The organism is Paenibacillus sp. Y5S-9 (assembly GCF_036894235.1).
In the GTDB taxonomy this organism is placed as follows: Bacteria; Bacillota; Bacilli; order Paenibacillales; family Paenibacillaceae; genus Paenibacillus.
The window spans coordinates 1,713,503-1,730,858 of the sequence record NZ_CP145887.1 but is presented as its reverse complement, the minus strand read 5'-3'; the positions used below and the strand labels follow the sequence as shown (position 1 = coordinate 1,730,858).

Sequence of the window (17,356 nt, the reverse complement as noted above, 5' to 3'; positions counted from 1 at the left end):
GAATAGAACAGTTCAATTTTCAAAGGAGGCAACCCATCGAATGAATTCGATCTATCTTGAAATGGAAGGTGTGCTTGATCAGCTCGAAGTGGCACTTCTGGAACACCGACCGCTGTCTCTTGTAAGAGTCGGTGATGGCGAGAATATCGTCATGTCTCAAGAAACCGTATGGCCCACGGAACAGGTCCTTCAGGAGCGTTGGGCCAAGAAAGCCAACTTAGGGCAAAAGGGACTTCGTCTGCCCAACCCGAAACTCCGGGATGAAGTCGCCGCTTCCTTGCAACGTGCCGATATCGTAGGCATTCTACCTCGCGGTGACAGTACCATTAAGGCTCCGGATTATCTCAAAAGACCCCTGACCGATATGGTATTTGCACACTTTGGCATCTCTCCTCCGATGACTTGTCATGCCTGTGTCAATCGGGAACTGGCGCAGAACCTGCGTTTCTGGCAGATGCTTGCAGGCAAGCGTGTGTTACTCGTTACTCGTGAGATTGAGGCTCTGCGTGTCATGCTCGAACGTGAGCCGTATAATCTGAACATTGTGACTGCCCTGCCCTTCGACAGTTATGATCAGATGGATGAAACGCTCCACTGGATTCAGAATAATCAACATACCTTCGATGTTGCTCTCTTCTCCTGTGGCGTCAATGCGGTTATCCTTGCGGAGCGAACAGCTGCACTCGCAGGCAAAGTTGCCATTGACTTTGGCAAAGCCAACAACATCATTCTGAAAGGCCGTGCCAACTGATCCTGGACAGCTCCAAACTGTAGATTCGTGAGTTGTATTGAAACGTGCAGATGCTTGTACGGCAAAAACCCCCGACTTCTTAAGCCGGGGGTTTCTTGCTGAGCGCTAGTCGAAACCTATCGCTGCATTGTCTTGCGTTTCTGGGGTATGAAGCGAACTCTGCCGTCAACAGAAGCGATGATGAAGCACTCTGCTTATTCACATCTACGTCCTTCATAACTAGCTGGTAGCTGCAATACCGTATAACATCTCCGGCCCGGTTCTTACTGCTGTGGACACGCCCGAGATGAACGAAGTATACACACTTTCCAATGCTGGTGGTGCAGACAGATCCTGAGCAGTGAACGAATGAAATTCGGCGCCGCCATTCTGTCCAATCGTACCTTCAGCACGGTAGATCACATAGAAAGGATCATATAGGAATCCCCGTACCAGCTCCACAACAAAGGTATCTCCCAGTTCTCCCGTAACACCTACTGTCCCGTTCAACGTAATAATAGGATTCGCCACACCCTGGGTCTGAAGACCAATTGCGCCGAATGCTTCCGGGGATGGACTTAGAGATAAACCGGGCTGTCCTACGGTTGCCGAGTTCATCGAAGTTCTCATATCGAGAAACACGCCCATGAGTAACACCTCCAATGCTATGGGATAACATATCCTATGAATCTCACAACTCTTCGGATTGGATGTATAGCAGATTCCATGAACCTATTTTTATTTGTCGACTGTTAGTGGTATATTGAACTGCATAACGAAATGAACGGATCGTATGCACACAAGCGGTACAGGCTGTTCAGAAGGAGAATATTATTCATGAATAAACGCAAACGTCCAACAGGAAAAACATCGGCCTCGGCCAAGGGAAAAACATACGCAGGTTCATCTACAGCACGTTCCGGCAAGTCCAACTTCTCATCTGCAAAATCATCAGGAGCTTCCGCATCACGCAATACGGAGGAAAATAAGAAACCACTGGCTGCCAAATCCTCGGCCGCACCGAAGAAAGCTGGAGGTAACAAATCCAAAAATGCCAGTGCATCCAAACGGCCGGGTAATTCCTATTATCGCAAGCAGGAACCACCACGCCAGTACAAAGTAACGGAACCGGATGAATTGCTAAATTTCTTGCTGCAACATCTGAAATCGGGACGGAATGCAGTAAAATCCATTCTGGGTCGTGGACAGGTATCCGTGGATCAGAAGGTCGTAACCAAGTTTAATGAAGCGCTGACGCCAGGTCAGATTGTATATATTAGAAAAGAAGGTGCAGTCGCTGCTCCATCCTTGACAGGCATTAACATTTTGCATGAAGACGATGATATCATTGTGATCCGCAAGGAAGCCGGACTATTGTCCATTGCCGCTGACAAGACAGATGACCTGACGGCTTATCGCCAACTGACAGAGCATGTGCGCCGTACTAATCCGCTCAACCGGATCTTTGTTGTCCATCGTCTGGATCGGGATACGTCGGGTGTCATGATGTTTGCCAAAAGTGAAGAGGTACAGCAGAAGCTGCAAAACAACTGGAAGGAAAATGTGCAGGACCGCGTCTACGTTGCTCTTGTTGAAGGTTCAGTAGCTAAAGAAGAAGGCACCATCTCCTCCTGGTTGAAGGAAACCAAAACGCTGAAAATGTACTCCAGCTCTCGTCCGAATAATGGACAACATGCCATTACACATTACAAACGTCTGAAGTCGAACCGTGAGTTCTCCTTGCTGGAAGTGCGTCTGGAGACAGGGCGTAAAAATCAGATTCGTGTGCATATGGAAGATCTCGGACATCCGATTGCCGGTGACAGAAAATACGGCGCACGCACAAGAGATCTTGGCCGTCTCGGACTTCATGCACGTGTACTCTCGTTTATCCACCCCACAACGGATGAGTTAATGTCATTCGAAACAGATATTCCGAAGCCATTCCTGTATCCGTTCCGTGCAGAAACTCCACCTGCGAAATAACTGCATCGTTATATAGAATCGACTGATCGATTGATCATGCCTGAAAGGAGGAACGGACACTGAAAAACCTGTTAATTACCGGTTACCGCGCACATGAATTGCAGATTTTTGGACAGAAACATGAAGGTATTCCTTTTATCAAAAAAGCCATCTCCTCCCGTCTCACACCTCTTGTCGAGGATGGTCTGGAATGGGTGCTGACGCCGGGACAATACGGTGTGGACCTATGGGCCTGCGAAGTGGTCATTGATCTGAAGAAGACGTATCCACATCTGAAGCTGTCGATCATCACTGCCTTTCAGAACCCGGAGGAGCAATGGAAAGAAGACAAGCAGGAGTATTACCGTTCCATCCTCTCGGGTGTGGACTATTACGGTGCGATTAGCAATCAACCTTATATCGGGCCGTGGCAGTTCACTGCACGGGATGACCTGTTGCTGCGTAAAAGCGACGGTCTTCTGCTCGTTTATGACGAAGATGCCGGAGAAGGCAGTCCCCGTTTTGTGAAGGAAAAAGCCGTGAAGAAACAGCAGAACGAGGACTATACAATCATCAGTGTCACTTCAGAGGATATTCAATCTGTAGCTGAGGATGAGCGCATGAACGATGTTATAGACTTTGACGATTCTTCATTCTGAAAAAATGTAGATCATCTGGAGTTTATTCATACATAGCTTTCACCAGAGGGGAATCGTATTTCGAATGACGTACATATGTTTTTTTTCGAGGCAGGTTGGGTATAAGTAGTATTATAACTGCGATGATATGTCGTATGGGATAAGGGGAACTGCAACCATGACAATTACGCCAGAGCAGCGCATTCAACTGCATGGATTTAACAACCTGACCAAGTCATTGAGCTTTAATATGTACGATATCTGTTATACCAAAACCAAAGACGAACGCGAAGCTTACATTGAATATATTGATGAACAGTATAACGCCGCCCGGCTGAGCAAAATTCTGAACAACGTCTCCGACATCATCGGAGCCCACGTGCTGAATGTCGCTCAGCAGGATTACGTGCCTCAAGGTGCGAGTGTTACGATGCTTGTCTCGGAAGGTCCGATTGTGGAGATCCCCGAAGAATCACTAGATGAATCTCCCGGCCCTCTGCCCGATAACGTTGTTATGCAGCTGGATAAAAGCCATATCACTGTGCACACCTACCCTGAGTTTCATCCTAGTGAAGGTATCAGTACCTTCCGTGCGGACATTGATGTCTCCACCTGCGGTGAGATCTCACCGCTTAAGGCACTGAATTATCTGATCCACTCCTTTGATACGGACATTATGACGATGGATTACAGGGTGCGTGGTTTTACGCGGGATACGAGCGGACGCAAGCTGTTCATTGACCATGAGATCGGCTCGATTCAGAATTATATTCCGGATGAGATCAAGAGCAGCTTTGACATGATTGACGTGAACGTCTATCAGGAGAACATTTTTCATACCAAGTGTAAACTGAGGGAATTCGATCTCGACAATTATCTGTTTGGATATACCAAGGATAAGCTGAGCAAGAAGGAACAACAGGAGATTACGGAGTGGCTGAAGCTGGAGATGGACGAGATCTATTACGGCAAAAATATTAATCGTCCCTCTTAAAGAGGTTGTTCAACGCTGATCCATTAGGGCAAAATCTAAGACAAGATTTCATGAAGGCAGGGTTCTTCTTTTCGGGGGACCTCCGGCATGTGCTTGTCTTTTTCTTTGTTATGTTGACAGTGCGCAACTTTATTTCTTATTATAGAAGTAACTGTACAATCTACAGTGAAGGAGACTGAGCCCGTGATCGAAACGAATACAACAAGACGTAACGAATCACTGTTACAAGCGCTTACTGCACAACACAATGCCATTACCAATAACATTGCCAATGCAGACACGCCCAACTACAAAAAGAAAACGGTAGAGTTTCAGGAAGAGCTGAGACGTATCGTTGAAAATGGAAAAACAGATCAGCTCGCCATGAAGCGGACTCATGACAAACACTTCCCTATCAGTGATCCCAATTCTTCCATCGTACAGTACCGAATTGTCGAGAACAACGAAACAGCCATGAACAATAACAACAATAACGTTGACATTGACAAGGAAATGGCTAATCTTTCGGAGAATCAGCTCATGTATAACTACATGGTTGATCGGGTCAGTGGACACTACAAAAAAATGAAAAATTTATTGAATGATCTGAAATAATGAATGTACAGCAGCCCGCGATGGCTGCTTTTTTTTATGATTTTTTCCCCTGAGTGTAGCTCGTTTTGTGCCAATTTTCGGTATCCGCTCCTGTTCGTAGTATAATGGGGAGAAACGATTGATTTCATATCGAACAAAAGAGGTGCAACATGGCTCCACGTCATTTAAATGGTTTTCAAGGATCCAAAGTCAGATTAGCGGCCCCATGCCCGGAAGATTGCATGCGTCTCTCCCGATTCACAGACGATTATGAATATTTGCGCAACATGGATACCGATATCGCGATCCCGTTAACGCCGGATGAGACAGGGTCCTCCTCTGTCCGCCGAGACAACGGATTTGAATTTGCATTACGTACACTGGAGGGTAACCGATTCATTGGATTCACAGCCCTCTACCGGATTGAATGGAACAATCGCTCCGCTCGTCTGGCCATTGGTATCGGCGAAGAAAATGATCGGGGTAAAGGATACGGCAGCGATGCCTTAGCTCTGATTCTTCGATATGGCTTCCACGAATTGAACCTGAACCGGATTGCGCTGGAAGTCATTGAATACAATGAAGCCGCGAGACGTGCGTACCTAAAAGTCGGATTCCGGGAAGAGGGTCGCCAGCGTTCAGCAGTTTTGCGGGATGGCATGCATTATGACCTGATCTCGATGAGTATCCTTGCCGAAGAATGGTCGGCACAGTCTGGGCTTCCATTGTCATTCCAGTCTACTCACACTCCTCAATCTGGGGATATGGACGCGGGTGGTTTCTCACAACGTAATGGGAACGAACAAGCTGCGCTGTCCCTGTCGGAATTAAGTTCTGTTCCAAAAGGTGAATCTGAAATTTCACCTCGCATCGGCGTAGGTGCGGTCATCCTGAATGAACGGGGCGAAGTGCTTCTCGCTTGGCGAAATCGCCAGCCCGAACAGCACACCTGGAGTATTCCTGGCGGGAAAGTCGATCCCTATGAATCACTGGAGACTGCCGTCATCCGTGAAATCAAGGAGGAAGTGAATCTGGATATCACCATTGACAGTCTGCTCTGTACGGCGGAGACGATCCAGCCACAACAGAAGGAACATTGGATATCCGTGCTCTATTCCACCAAGGTGATTGGCGGCCATGCTCGTAATCTGGAAGAAGGCGGAGCCATTGGTGAGATCGGCTGGTTCCCACTCCATGATCTGCCCTCTCCACTCGCCTGCTTTGCGGTACCTGGGCTGGAAGCTGTGAAGAAGTTATACAATGAATCCCTGTAAATTCTAATATTCCATCAGATGGAGGTATTCCTTATGAAACATGCAGAACAGATGAATCAACTATTTCAGGCTGCTCAGTCTGGAGATTTGGCCAACCTGCAATTACTGCTCACTTCTCACCCGGAACTCACCAATACTGAAAATCAGGACGGGTTAACTCCGCTGGGATATGCCTCTCATTATGGACAAGCAGGAGCAGTTCGTCTTCTTCTGGAGCATGGAGCAGATGTTAACAACCTTTCTCATTCCAAGATTTCCTTTATCCCGTCCAATACTGCACTATATGCCGCGCTTGCGGGAGAACGTTCACCAGAAGTTATCCAACTTTTGCTCGAACATGGGGCATCCACGGGTATTCTGGACAGCGATGGACAATATGCGTTGCACTCCGCAGCATTTCATACGGATCAGATCGAACTTATCGAGATGTTACTTCAGCATGGAGCTGATCCAAACGTGCTGAACTCAGCGGGCCAGACCGCACTGGATATTTCACTTGAACGTGGTAACACGTCTACAGCTTCATATCTACGAGCAGCCATTACAGCGCATCAGCAATAATGATTGGATAGCGTAAGCAATACCGCGAATAACCGTCAGGACTCTTTTTGGAGTACAAAGAGAAGGTCTGACGGTTATTTGTTGTCCGATTACATACCTCTATCGGTGAGAAGCTATATAAGTTGAGCTAAAGAATATTTACACTTGCCACTCCGATGACAGAACAACCTTCCGATCGCTGTTATCCCCAGATTTTTTAATTCACTTTTACAAAGGTAAAAATCTGGCGATAAAGGCGAACACTCCGCTTCTTCACGTTATTTCTGTCCTCTACGTTCTCATGTAAATACTTCGTTCAACTTCTATAGAAATCCCGATACATTATATTTTTTAGAAAATAAGAACCGTTTGATGCCTTACACGGTCTAATACTCAACATATCCATGAAAGGAGGAGCCATGTGACCCCTACTCAGCTCACCATAGCCGCACAAAAAGGGGATGCCGAGGCTTTTGCAGCCTTAATGGAATTACATCAGAGCCAACTGTACCGTATCGCCTATGCCTACCTGCATAACGAAGGTGATGCGCTCGAAGCGATTCAGGAATCAACGTTTAGGGCCTTCCATAAACTCAAAAAATTAAAAGAGCCCTCCTACTTTGGCACTTGGCTCATCCGCATTCTGCTCAACTACTGTGCGGACGAACGCAAACGCAAAAGTCGGTTCAGTCCCGTCACCGAGATTCATGAATCCAGCAGTTGGGATCGTCCTGCGGACCCCGATCTTGCTGCTGCCGTATCCACTCTTGACCGGGATTGCAAACAGATTATTATTCTGAGTTATTTCGAAGGTTTCTCCTTAACTGAAGTTGCCGATATTCTCGAAATCCCGACCGGAACCGTAAAATCCCGATTACATCGGGCACTCGGACAGCTCCGTGATCAACTTGAAACGAAAGGAGATGCATCCTCATGACGGATGAACAAAGATCATTTGACGCATTGGAGGAACGGCTGAATGCTCGCAAAACAGAATACGAAACCATGCCTGTACCGGATACTGCCGCCTACCAAGCTGTGCAAGCGGGAATTCGCCAGGCGGCCCGCAAACGCAAGTCCAGGCTGCGCTGGTATATGAGCTCCATCTCGGCAGCGGCCCTCATCCTGCTGTTTACCGGATGTATCCGTGTCTCTCCCGCCTTTGCGTCCTTGGTGGAGCAATTGCCCGGCATGGAAGGCATTGTGAGTATGATTCGTCAGGACAAAGGATTAATGATGGCCATCGATAAGTCCCTCTTACAGCAGGTCGGTGTCACCGACGAGCATGATGGTGCTTCCGTGACCGTTGAAGGCATTATCACGGACGAGTCACGTATGGTTATCTTTTACACGATGAAGGGCATGAAAGATTCCGAGAAATTCAATTATGACATTGATTTGCTGGATGAGAACGGAAAAGATCTTCCTGTTGCATTTAGTTATGCTTCACCTAAACCGGCTTCAGACAAAAATGTATATGAGGATATGATTGATGTGATCTTCACAGATGGAGCCCTTCCTCCTGAAGAGCTGAGTGTTGTGTTTAAGTCCAGAGATACAGCAAGTGCTGAAGAGTGGAAATTGACATTCCCGGTAGACAAAAATCTTACCAAAGGCATGAAAAAAGTCATTCCCGTGAATCAGACATTAACGGTGGATGGGCAGCGTATTGATGTGAAACAGGCTACCCTGTATCCAACCCGTCTTGTGCTTGATGTGAATTTTGATCCTAAAAATACCAAGAAGGTATTTGGCCTCAGTGATCTTCAACTGGTCGACGAGCAAGGTCGCGCGTGGAGAACAGATACCTCAACAGGTGGGGATGAACGTTCCATTTATTTCGAAAGCATGTACTTCTCCATACCGAAAAAGCTGACCTTACAGGGATCTGGCTTCTCGGGATTGGACAAAAAGGATCTGAATCTTTCACTTGATCTGAAGTCACGTCAGATTACAGGTGGTCCTCCTGGATTGAAGATGGTTGGCAGCAAGGTTGAAGGCAACGATTTAATTATTGACTTCTCTGTTGCTGGCAGTATGCAAGGTGGGTTCGTTCTCTCTTTCGAAAATGTTAAAGACAGTGAAGGGAAGTCATATGAGATTCCTGGAACCAGTTGGAGTAGTGGGGAAGGGACGGATGATAGTCATACGATTGTTTCTTCTACTATCGAAAATGGAGCCAAGTTAAAAGGTGAATTGAAGATGAACATATCCACCTATCCGATGAAAATCAAGTCACCATTCTCATTGGAGATTCCTGTGAATCCTTAATCTGAACACAACGTGCTTTCAATAATCGGATTAATCTATATAATGGAAATATTCATGAAGATGAGCAATATTCACAAGAAAGGGTGTTTCCACAATGAATCAACGTTCGATCCGTTACCCGCAGCCACTCGCTCCGGGAAATACCATCGGTGTGGCAGCCCCCTCCAGCGGTGTAGGTGAATCCCTGCACCATTATCTTGAGGAGAGCAAACGCAATATGGAGCGCCTGGGTTTTGGCGTGATGGAAAGCCCCTCTCTACGTCATAACACCAAATGTGTGAGTGCCTCCAAAGAGGAACGCGCCGAAGAGATGAATGAATTTTTTCGCAATCCCAATATTCAGGCCATTATCCCTCCATGGGGTGGAGAGTTTCTTATGGATATCCTGCCCCTGCTGGATTGGGAAGCTTTAAAAACCTTGCCCCCCAAATGGATCATGGGTTATTCGGACATCAGCACCTTTTTATTCGCATACACCCTGCTCACCGGAACTGCATCAGCGCATGGCACCAATTATGTGGATTTAAGATCAAACGCCCTCGATCCGGTGACTGCGCGCTGGATTGATGTTTTACAGACCAAATACGGCGGACAGATCACTCAATCGTCTTCCACACATTATCAGTCTGAATGGAAAATGGAACTGCCTGGATTTAACCTCGATACACCTTCGCGCTGGAAACAGCTCGGCCACTCGGAAGATGCAGATACCGCTGTGGCATTCTCCGGTCGGCTGATCGGCGGCTGTATGGATACAATCACCTGTCTGATCGGCACCCCGTATGCACCCGTCCAATCGTATCTGGATCAGTACTGTGCAGATGAAGGAACGATCTGGTATCTGGAGAGCTGTGAGATGAGCGCTGGGGATATCTATCGTCATCTATGGCAGATGAAACAGGCTGGCTGGCTTGCAGGCGTGAAAGGCTTCATGTTCGGCCGGCCTGCAGGGTATTCTGATACAGCCGATTTCAATTTTACCGATGCCCTATCCTCTGCACTTGGGGATCTGGATGTCCCTGTACTGTACGATGTGGATCTCGGCCATGTTCCGCCCCAGCTCACCTTTGTGAATGGAGCATTAGGCAAAGTCGCTTATGAAAATGGACGCGGGAGCCTTGAGATGGCGTTTGTGTAATCACCTTTTATAGGCAGATGCATACCTTGAAGTAAGAACTTATTTTGAGGAAGGGTTGTGCATCATGTCTGAATCCACATCCACGCCATCCACGCGTGTCGTGTATCAAGCCAATCAACCGATGCTTCAATCCGTGCAAAGTGTGCGGAATATGCTTCATCATACAGCCCGGCAGCATATAGGCAAGAAGGTACAAGTCCAGAATATCGATGGGCAAGTGTGGGAAGGTGTCATCATCAGTGCGGACCGGGGAATTTTGTATCTCCAGGTTACCCCGATTCATGGATATCCTGAACCGCGTGCCTTGTTTGGACCAACAATTTTGCCGCTTGTGCTGTATGAACTGTTGGTTATCACGCTGTTGATGTAGTGGCATTGTACTTCTATATCCGAACCTGTTCCAAGAAGCTTCGCTCCTGAGATCTTCAAGTCTTGGGAACGAAGCTTTTTTATGGTCTCGGCTATGGTGCGGTATGATTCCTTGCGAGCGTGTGAAATATGATACAATGGTGTCGCACCACCCCATATCTCATATGAAACGGAGCTTGATCCGGTTGGAATACATACGTCATGATTCATCACCCGTATCACAAGTCGAGACGGGTATGATTGGCAGCAACCCTACTGAACAATCCCGCGTGATTGCCATCTGTCTGCTCGCAGGCAAAATCATGCTGCAAAGCGGTGGTGAGACCTACCGTGTGGAAGATACGATGAAACGTATGGCGGCGGCGCTGGGTTTACCCCATTCGCACAGTTACGTTGTCCCGACAGGCATCTTCTTCTCTGTTGATGCAACCGAACCCGCCAAGCTGATTCGCATCTCTGAGCGTACAACGGATCTGGACAAGGTGTCCGAGGTGAATGCGGTCTCCCGCCGCATTGGACAAGGTGAGCTATCCGCTCAGGAAGCCCATGATCTGTTGGTACAGATCGAAGGTAAGCCCTCCTCCTATTCAACGGCTGTGCAGCTTACGGCCGCAGCGTTATCCAGTGGTTGTTTTACCATTATGTTTGGCGGGGGCTGGAGGGACTTTCTTCCGGCGCTGATCTGTGGGGGCATAGGTTATGCAGCCGTTATTGCCTTTCACCGGTTGGTACGGGTCAAATTCTTTGCCGAGCTTACGGCATCCTTTGTTATTGGCATACTCGCTTTTCTCCTGATCTATATGGGAGTGGGTCATGAACGGGACAAAATCATCATTGGTTCGGTGATGCCGCTGGTTCCGGGGCTGTTGATTACCAATGCTGTACGCGACCTGATGGCCGGGCATCTCGTATCCGGATTATCCAAGGGAGCCGAGGCATTTCTGACTGCCTTTGCCATAGGTACCGGCATTGCAGTTGTATTTTCACTTTTTATGTAAGACGGAGGAATGCAGGATATGCTCCATTTTATTGAACAAGCCTTAACCAGTTTTGTCGCTTCAGCCGCGTTTGGGATCATCTTCAACGCACCACGGCGCATGCTGCTCCACGGTGGATTTGTCGGCATGATCGGCTGGATTATCTATATCGTGCTTGAATATGCAGCGGATGCGGTTCCTGCTACACTTGCAGCGACCATAGCCGTAGGTGTCATCAGCCAGATATTCTCTCGCATGTTTCGCGCCCCCGTCATCATCTTCAGCGTTGCAGGCATCATTCCTCTGGTTCCTGGTGGACTGGCGTATAATGCGATGCGAAGTTTTGTGCAAAATGACTACAGTGCCGCTATGGAGATGGCCGCCAAAGCACTCATGTTATCCGGCGCCATTGCCGTAGGCCTAGTGTTATCCGAGGTATTAAACCAGATGATACGCCGAATTCCCGCCTCACTGCGGACAAAATCATCATCGAAATGATTATTCTTTTCACATATCAGCACACTTAAGGCCCGTTAGCATACAGGATGAGATCTTGTATACCAACGGGCCTTACGTATCACTATCCTATAGAGCACTATAGTGCAGTGAAACAATCAAAGAAGTCTATTTACTTCACAAACGTATTCTTCACACGTACCGACCTTAGGAAATATGGAATGAAGATACAGCACGTCAGAATGGATCGTATCGTCAAATTAAATGCTGATGTTGGATCGAGCACATGCTGTTCTCTCGGAATCTCAATTCGTGCGATCATAATCCATGTCATGATTCCAATGAATACATTCACAATGCACAGCACAATCATCATGCGTGGAAACTGTTTCTTTTTCTTATACAACAATACGAGATTCACGATAACAATCATTAGTAAAATGACGCTGCTTATGACTCCGAACCAAAGGAGCGGGCGTATTCCCTCAGTATAAAGTTCCGAGTCGACACCGCGGACACCCTCCCATCTTACCGGATCCATAATGACATTTACCTGCGACATATCCGCGATCAGAAGCGCCAGTGAGACCCACAGGCCAATCTGAATTAAAATAAGCCATCCGCCTAATCCGGAGATGTCAGGCCGTTCCGGTCTGATACCACTTTTAGGCTGCAGCGAGCTTGTATCCCGTTCCGATTTCCTATATTTATAGTTCATTTCAGCCTCCGTTTACGATAGATAAGATACATATTATACATTAGAGGCTACATACTGTGTTATCCAAGAGAAGGAAAGAACCGTCTGGACTACGTTCTCTCTCTTGCATTCTATTGGGTAGCACGTCTCATTACCGTTGCAAACAACTCCGCTGCAACACCACTTCCTGACCTCATATAATGTTCTGTATCTGTACGATCAAATCCCATCCAAACCGCCGCAGTCCAGTTACTCGTATAGCCCACAAACCACAGATCCCGATTGGCCTCTCTTCCCACACTAGGTAATGCAGCCTGTGTTGTTCCCGTTTTACCTGCTACCTTGTGTTGACCTAACTGTGCACGACTTCCTGTCCCCTGACTGACTACATTTTGCAGCATTCTGGTCATGGCATTCGCCGTGCTCGAGGAGATTACCTGCTTATTTTCCGACTTATGAGCATATATTGTTCGTCCACGGGAATCTGTAATCTCGCGTATCAGATGGGCTGTATTCAACTTGCCATTATTCGCAAACACCGTGTAGGCCTGAGCCATCTTCATTGGAGACACCCCCTGATACACACCGCCCAGAGCAACCGAGAGATTCATATCCTCTTTCCCCAGTTCAATACCAAGTCTTGCCGCAAATTGATGTGCATAGTTCAGTCCTGTCTCATGAAGCAACCATACGGCTGGGGCATTGATGGACTTTTGCAGGGCTTGGGACATGGCAATTGAACCACTGTAACGCCCACCGAGATTGGAAGGTTGATAGCTGCCATATTGCATGCGTTTATCCGGTAGTATGCTCTCTGGCTTGAACTTCCCCGACTCCAAAGCAGGGCCATATGCAATAATTGGTTTAAACGAAGAACCTGGCTGCCGCGCATCCATAATCGCTCGGTTGACACCCCCTTTTAAGGGATTACGCCCACCCATCATCGCTTTTACTTCACCGTTGTGCTGATCGATAATAACCATACTTGCCTGGACTAGCTCGTCTTGGCGATCATCGGAGAATCGGGTAGTGTCTGCAAATGTTTCTTCCATCGCCAGTTGTGCCTGCTGGTCTAGCCCGGTTTGAATAACCCAACCTGCCGAGTGAATCTCTGCTTCACTTTTACCTGTGAGCCGAGAAGCCTCCTGAATCACAGCATCCACGGCAGACACATATCTCGGCTCGCTCAGGCCCGGTGAAGTTGCTGCATTCAACAGGGTTTCAGGCGGCGTGTAATCGACGCTACGGGCTTCGAGCATCTGCTTTCGTGTAATTAGTCCCTGTTCATGCATGAGTCCAAGGATAACGGCACGTCTTTGTTTGGAAAGTTCAGGATGATCTACTGGATTGTATATGGATGGACCTTTGGGCATTCCCGCCAATGTAGCAATGTGCCATAGTTCCAACTGATGCATATCCTTAATTCCGAAATACCGCCAGGCTGCCGCTTTTACACCATACTGCTGGCGTCCCATGTAGATCTGATTCAGATACATTTCCAGAAGTTCATCCTTGCTGTATTTCTTCTCAAGAGCCATTGCAATCGACATCTCATTCACCTTTCGACTCAACGTTTTATCCCCATTCAAGTACAGATTTCTTGCCAGTTGCTGCGTGATGGAGCTTCCTCCCTGACTCAGATTCATATGTATAATATCTTGCACTATGGCCCTGCCGAGACCGATGAAATCCAGTCCATCATGGTTGTAGAAACGTCGATCTTCTGTAGCCAAAAAAGCCATCTTTAATAAATCTGGCATGGCGCTCAGGTCAGCATATTCGGAAACCCCTTTGGTCTGCGTATGCAACCTCGAAATTTCGGTCCCCTCTGCATTCGTAATAAAGGTTGAAGAGGCCACCTGCATGGCCTCTGGATGATTTCCAATCATTCCTTCGCCATAAGTAATCAGATAGAGATAGAAAAAGGCCAACATCAAAACGACAACCACTGCTGTATCAAATACGGTATAAATCCATCGCTTGCTCCCGCGCTTCAACATTCAGGCTCCTTGTGTACCCGTTCCATTGAAACTTCGTGTTCCTGTCTATCTCGCTGTGTAATCTCCAGAGCATGTTGAAGCAGCAATGTCTGTTCATACGCGAACTTGACCCAATGCTGAACTTCCACCTCGTCCTGGCACCGCCCTTGGATGATCTCATCCAGAGAAGATTGAATACCGTAGAGAGTAAGTTTTATCGGTAAGTCCACCTGTGTAGAACTAGTTTCAGCATTCTCCTTGTCTTCTGCAATATGTTGCTGAAGTCCGGGTTGCTCATGCTTAATAGACGCTCCCTCTATCTCTCTTCTCTCCTGTTTCGGTTCTGATATGCTCAGCCCATCCTCATGAAGGAGAATAGCAATCGTATTCAGATTGGCAGCAATTTGTCGTAGTTCACCACCACTGAGAACATCAATTCTTCCAGGATGGTGGCCCAATGCAAGTTCGGCTGTTCCGCGCGCAAGTTGACTGAGATCTTCCGCAATCTTCTGGGATCGAATCCAGAAAAAGATCGCAAATACGGCTCCACCAATGAAGATGAAAAACGGCTTTGTTCCGATATGGTTGATTCCCCAGTTCATCATACGCGTTATCCATGCTGTATCAGGAAGGACATGGTTATGCGCAAATCGCAGCACATGATAAACGACAAAAAGGAGCGCTGCGCTCAGTAACGCGCTTGCTCCTCCAATGTATATGTATCTTAATCTTACAGTACTGAATCGGGTCTTCATATTCGGTATCCTCCTCTATACAACAATAAGTAATAGAGGTAGCATACCGAATATTTCTTAATAAGGAAGTAGTTAACTTCTTACCAAATTCTTAATTATTACTGCTCTTCGTAATTACTTGGCGGAGCAGCAGTTACAGGGAATCGGGTAACAAAATCCGTTCTGCCATTTTCACTGTAGGCAACGATACTTCCTCGATGTAATTCAATCATCGATTTGGCAATCGCCAGGCCGAGACCCGTACCTCCCGTTTCACGGGAACGCGATTTATCCACACGATAGAATCGATCAAACAGATGTGGCAGATCTTGTGCCGGAATCGGTTCACCATAATTACTGATGCGGACTACAGCCTCTTCACCTTCAAGGGCCAGCCCAATCTCCATTAGTTTACCTTGCGAACCATACCGAATGGCATTGCTGAACAGATTCTCATATGCTCGTACAAGCTCCCCAGGAGCAGCTTGTATCCATAGTGGCTCTTGCCCGCCAATGATCTTGTAGGTCATGCCAGCATCCTCCAGCATGGGAGCAAACTCTTCAGCCAGCTGCATTAGAAACGAATTCAGGTTCAACGCTTGCAAAGATAACGGAAGACTCCCGCCACTCACACGCGTATATTCGAATAAGTCATCAATCAGCTTGCGAAGAGTCAGGGATTTCTCATAGGCGATGCTAACGTAATAGCGCATCTCAATCTCATCCTGGTAGCGATCCTTCTCAATGTACTCCAGAAATCCCAGAATAGAAGTGAGCGGTGTTCTCAGATCATGTGATATCCCCGTAATCAGGTCGTTTTTGGCAGCAACTGCATTACGCTCTTCCTGAAGCGATAACTGCAATTGTTCAGCCATCTGATTAATGCTTGCAGCAACCACTCCGAATTCATCCGAGGTCTTCACTTCGATGCGATGGGACAGCTCTCCTTTGGCAACTTCCTGAATCCCTGCCGTAATTTCATCCAGAACCCGCATCACCTTGCGAGAGAACAGGAAAAAAAACAGCACAAAACTGAGCACGCCTACCACAATCATCAAAGGCACCGAACCGATATTATTCACCAACCACCTGATCCCTTGGGCCGGAATGGAATAATCCGGATACGTCTGAGCTTCCAGGATGGTCTGCCCCACCTGACTGCCCCCGTATAAAATAACTGCAGTTAATATGCCACTCAGCAAAAATGCATAGATAAATTTCCATCGGACTGTATTAATCAACTTTGAATTCATAATAGGAACTCCCTGAATGTGTTCATGTCACATGACATCCTGTGGATGTACATGTTTATTGCGGTTTGATCATCTTGTAACCTACACCCCATACGGTCTGAATGAACTTTGGATGTTTGCTGTCGAGTTCAATCTTCTCACGAATCTTGCGAATATGTACCATGACAGTATTATTCGACTCCATGAATTCTTCCTTCCAGACCTGACGATAGATCTGCTCCATACTGAGTACCGAACCTTGGTGGCGAGCCAGTAATTCAAGAACAGCAAATTCACGTGGAGTCAGACGAACCGGCTGCTCATCCACCCAAACTTCATGTGTATCGGTATTTATGACCAGATCATCAATAACCCACTCGTGCTCTTTGTTCTCCCGACCTTCATTGAAGGTATGATACCTGCGCAGCTGAGATTTGGCCCGTGCCACAAGTTCAAGCGGGTTAAATGGCTTGGTCACATAATCATCAGCACCGATGCTTAGCCCTGTAATTTTATCCATATCCATACTTTTGGCGGACAGCATAATAATCGGCATTTTCTGCTCTTCCCGAATTTTCATACAAGCTTCGATTCCGTCCATATTTGGCATCATAACATCCAGAATAATAAGATCAATTGATTCTTTTTTCAATTGTTCCAGTGCTTCAAGCCCATCATTGGCAGTGAGAATCCGATAACCCTCGTTGCCAAAATAAATTTCCATCAATTTAATAATCTCCTGCTCATCATCCACAAGCAGAATGGTTGCTGGCTGTGCCACGGCATTAT

General features: G+C 47.1%; 19 protein-coding genes and 1 pseudogene. 14 read left to right on the top strand and 6 right to left on the bottom strand.

Annotated elements, in window-relative coordinates; all coding sequences use genetic code 11:
- Positions 1 to 40 precede the first annotated feature (40 nt).
- Positions 41 to 751, top strand: coding sequence for a GT-D fold domain-containing glycosyltransferase (locus tag V6669_RS07650; protein ID WP_338592410.1), 711 nt, complete (start codon positions 41 to 43; stop codon positions 749 to 751).
- Between the two features lie 219 nt (positions 752 to 970).
- Here the strand turns inward: V6669_RS07650 and V6669_RS07645 are convergent, their stop codons facing one another.
- Positions 971 to 1,378: a hypothetical protein gene (locus V6669_RS07645; protein ID WP_338592408.1), complete on the bottom strand. Its 408-nt coding sequence runs from the start codon at positions 1,376 to 1,378 to the stop codon at positions 971 to 973.
- Positions 1,379 to 1,567: 189 nt separating this feature from the next.
- Between V6669_RS07645 and V6669_RS07640 the strand changes: the two genes are divergently transcribed.
- The 13 genes and pseudogenes from V6669_RS07640 (at position 1,568) to V6669_RS07580 (ending at position 11,967) form a co-directional block, all read left to right on the top strand.
- The gene (locus tag V6669_RS07640; RefSeq protein WP_338592406.1) at positions 1,568 to 2,716 is read left to right on the top strand and encodes an RluA family pseudouridine synthase; all 1,149 of its coding nucleotides are present in this window, start codon (positions 1,568 to 1,570) and stop codon (positions 2,714 to 2,716) included.
- 59 nt (positions 2,717 to 2,775) lie between these two features.
- A complete protein-coding gene (locus V6669_RS07635) occupies positions 2,776 to 3,354 on the top strand; it encodes a DUF1273 domain-containing protein (RefSeq protein ID WP_036669296.1) in 579 nt (192 codons plus the stop codon).
- A 157-nt stretch (positions 3,355 to 3,511) separates the two neighbouring features.
- Positions 3,512 to 4,327, top strand: coding sequence for an adenosylmethionine decarboxylase (gene speD, locus V6669_RS07630; protein ID WP_036610662.1), 816 nt, complete (start codon positions 3,512 to 3,514; stop codon positions 4,325 to 4,327).
- 183 nt (positions 4,328 to 4,510) lie between these two features.
- The gene (gene flgB / locus V6669_RS07625) at positions 4,511 to 4,921 is read left to right on the top strand and encodes a flagellar basal body rod protein FlgB (protein WP_036610664.1); all 411 of its coding nucleotides are present in this window, start codon (positions 4,511 to 4,513) and stop codon (positions 4,919 to 4,921) included.
- 149 nt (positions 4,922 to 5,070) lie between these two features.
- Positions 5,071 to 5,559: pseudogene (locus V6669_RS07620) on the top strand (GNAT family protein); the annotation flags it as partial.
- A gap of 210 nt (positions 5,560 to 5,769) precedes the next feature.
- Positions 5,770 to 6,174, top strand: coding sequence for an NUDIX domain-containing protein (locus V6669_RS07615; protein ID WP_338594878.1), 405 nt, complete (start codon positions 5,770 to 5,772; stop codon positions 6,172 to 6,174).
- Positions 6,175 to 6,207: 33 nt separating this feature from the next.
- Positions 6,208 to 6,735, top strand: coding sequence for an ankyrin repeat domain-containing protein (locus tag V6669_RS07610; protein WP_338592398.1), 528 nt, complete (start codon positions 6,208 to 6,210; stop codon positions 6,733 to 6,735).
- 400 nt (positions 6,736 to 7,135) lie between these two features.
- On the top strand, positions 7,136 to 7,651 hold the full coding sequence (locus tag V6669_RS07605) for a sigma-70 family RNA polymerase sigma factor (protein WP_307538784.1): 516 nt from the start codon (positions 7,136 to 7,138) through the stop codon (positions 7,649 to 7,651).
- Positions 7,648 to 8,985: a DUF4179 domain-containing protein gene (locus V6669_RS07600; protein WP_338592392.1), complete on the top strand. Its 1,338-nt coding sequence runs from the start codon at positions 7,648 to 7,650 to the stop codon at positions 8,983 to 8,985. Before V6669_RS07605 ends, V6669_RS07600 begins: the two co-directional genes overlap by 4 nt.
- A 94-nt stretch (positions 8,986 to 9,079) precedes the next feature.
- The gene (locus tag V6669_RS07595) at positions 9,080 to 10,123 is read left to right on the top strand and encodes a S66 peptidase family protein (RefSeq protein ID WP_338592390.1); all 1,044 of its coding nucleotides are present in this window, start codon (positions 9,080 to 9,082) and stop codon (positions 10,121 to 10,123) included.
- A gap of 64 nt (positions 10,124 to 10,187) precedes the next feature.
- Positions 10,188 to 10,493 (top strand): hypothetical protein, encoded by a 306-nt coding sequence (locus tag V6669_RS07590; protein ID WP_338592387.1) that lies wholly within the window; start codon positions 10,188 to 10,190, stop codon positions 10,491 to 10,493.
- Between the two features lie 235 nt (positions 10,494 to 10,728).
- Positions 10,729 to 11,490: a threonine/serine exporter family protein gene (locus tag V6669_RS07585; protein WP_338594877.1), complete on the top strand. Its 762-nt coding sequence runs from the start codon at positions 10,729 to 10,731 to the stop codon at positions 11,488 to 11,490.
- A gap of 18 nt (positions 11,491 to 11,508) precedes the next feature.
- On the top strand, positions 11,509 to 11,967 hold the full coding sequence (locus V6669_RS07580) for a threonine/serine exporter family protein (protein ID WP_074094046.1): 459 nt from the start codon (positions 11,509 to 11,511) through the stop codon (positions 11,965 to 11,967).
- A gap of 130 nt (positions 11,968 to 12,097) precedes the next feature.
- On the opposite strand, the gene V6669_RS07575 is transcribed toward V6669_RS07580, so the two are convergent.
- The 5 genes from V6669_RS07575 to V6669_RS07555 form a co-directional block, all read right to left on the bottom strand.
- Positions 12,098 to 12,643: a DUF2569 domain-containing protein gene (locus V6669_RS07575; protein ID WP_338592382.1), complete on the bottom strand. Its 546-nt coding sequence runs from the start codon at positions 12,641 to 12,643 to the stop codon at positions 12,098 to 12,100.
- Between the two features lie 110 nt (positions 12,644 to 12,753).
- A complete protein-coding gene (locus tag V6669_RS07570) occupies positions 12,754 to 14,622 on the bottom strand; it encodes a PBP1A family penicillin-binding protein (RefSeq protein WP_338592379.1) in 1,869 nt (622 codons plus the stop codon).
- Entirely contained in the window at positions 14,616 to 15,356 is a 741-nt protein-coding gene (locus V6669_RS07565; protein WP_338592377.1) for a hypothetical protein, read from the bottom strand. The genes V6669_RS07570 and V6669_RS07565 overlap by 7 nt, the downstream gene beginning before the upstream one ends.
- Before the next feature lie 98 nt (positions 15,357 to 15,454).
- On the bottom strand, positions 15,455 to 16,588 hold the full coding sequence (locus tag V6669_RS07560; protein WP_338592375.1) for a HAMP domain-containing sensor histidine kinase: 1,134 nt from the start codon (positions 16,586 to 16,588) through the stop codon (positions 15,455 to 15,457).
- Positions 16,589 to 16,643: 55 nt separating this feature from the next.
- Positions 16,644 to 17,348, bottom strand: a complete 705-nt coding sequence (locus tag V6669_RS07555; RefSeq protein ID WP_026081203.1) for a response regulator transcription factor — start codon at positions 17,346 to 17,348, stop codon at positions 16,644 to 16,646.
- Positions 17,349 to 17,356: the final 8 nt, after the last annotated feature.

Excerpts from the sequence above, each read along its gene's own strand:
- V6669_RS07650 (WP_338592410.1), top strand. The coding sequence starts at position 41 with ATGAATTCGATCTATCTTGAAATGGAAGGTGTGCTTGATCAGCTCGAA.
- V6669_RS07645 (WP_338592408.1), bottom strand. The coding sequence starts at position 1,378 with ATGGGCGTGTTTCTCGATATGAGAACTTCGATGAACTCGGCAACCGTA.
- V6669_RS07640 (WP_338592406.1), top strand. The coding sequence starts at position 1,568 with ATGAATAAACGCAAACGTCCAACAGGAAAAACATCGGCCTCGGCCAAG.
- speD (WP_036610662.1), top strand. The coding sequence starts at position 3,512 with ATGACAATTACGCCAGAGCAGCGCATTCAACTGCATGGATTTAACAAC.
- V6669_RS07610 (WP_338592398.1), top strand. The coding sequence starts at position 6,208 with ATGAAACATGCAGAACAGATGAATCAACTATTTCAGGCTGCTCAGTCT.
- V6669_RS07600 (WP_338592392.1), top strand. The coding sequence starts at position 7,648 with ATGACGGATGAACAAAGATCATTTGACGCATTGGAGGAACGGCTGAAT.
- V6669_RS07595 (WP_338592390.1), top strand. The coding sequence starts at position 9,080 with ATGAATCAACGTTCGATCCGTTACCCGCAGCCACTCGCTCCGGGAAAT.
- V6669_RS07590 (WP_338592387.1), top strand. The coding sequence starts at position 10,188 with ATGTCTGAATCCACATCCACGCCATCCACGCGTGTCGTGTATCAAGCC.
- V6669_RS07585 (WP_338594877.1), top strand. The coding sequence starts at position 10,729 with ATGATTGGCAGCAACCCTACTGAACAATCCCGCGTGATTGCCATCTGT.
- V6669_RS07580 (WP_074094046.1), top strand. The coding sequence starts at position 11,509 with ATGCTCCATTTTATTGAACAAGCCTTAACCAGTTTTGTCGCTTCAGCC.
- V6669_RS07575 (WP_338592382.1), bottom strand. The coding sequence starts at position 12,643 with ATGAACTATAAATATAGGAAATCGGAACGGGATACAAGCTCGCTGCAG.
- V6669_RS07570 (WP_338592379.1), bottom strand. The coding sequence starts at position 14,622 with ATGTTGAAGCGCGGGAGCAAGCGATGGATTTATACCGTATTTGATACA.
- V6669_RS07565 (WP_338592377.1), bottom strand. The coding sequence starts at position 15,356 with ATGAAGACCCGATTCAGTACTGTAAGATTAAGATACATATACATTGGA.
- V6669_RS07560 (WP_338592375.1), bottom strand. The coding sequence starts at position 16,588 with ATGAATTCAAAGTTGATTAATACAGTCCGATGGAAATTTATCTATGCA.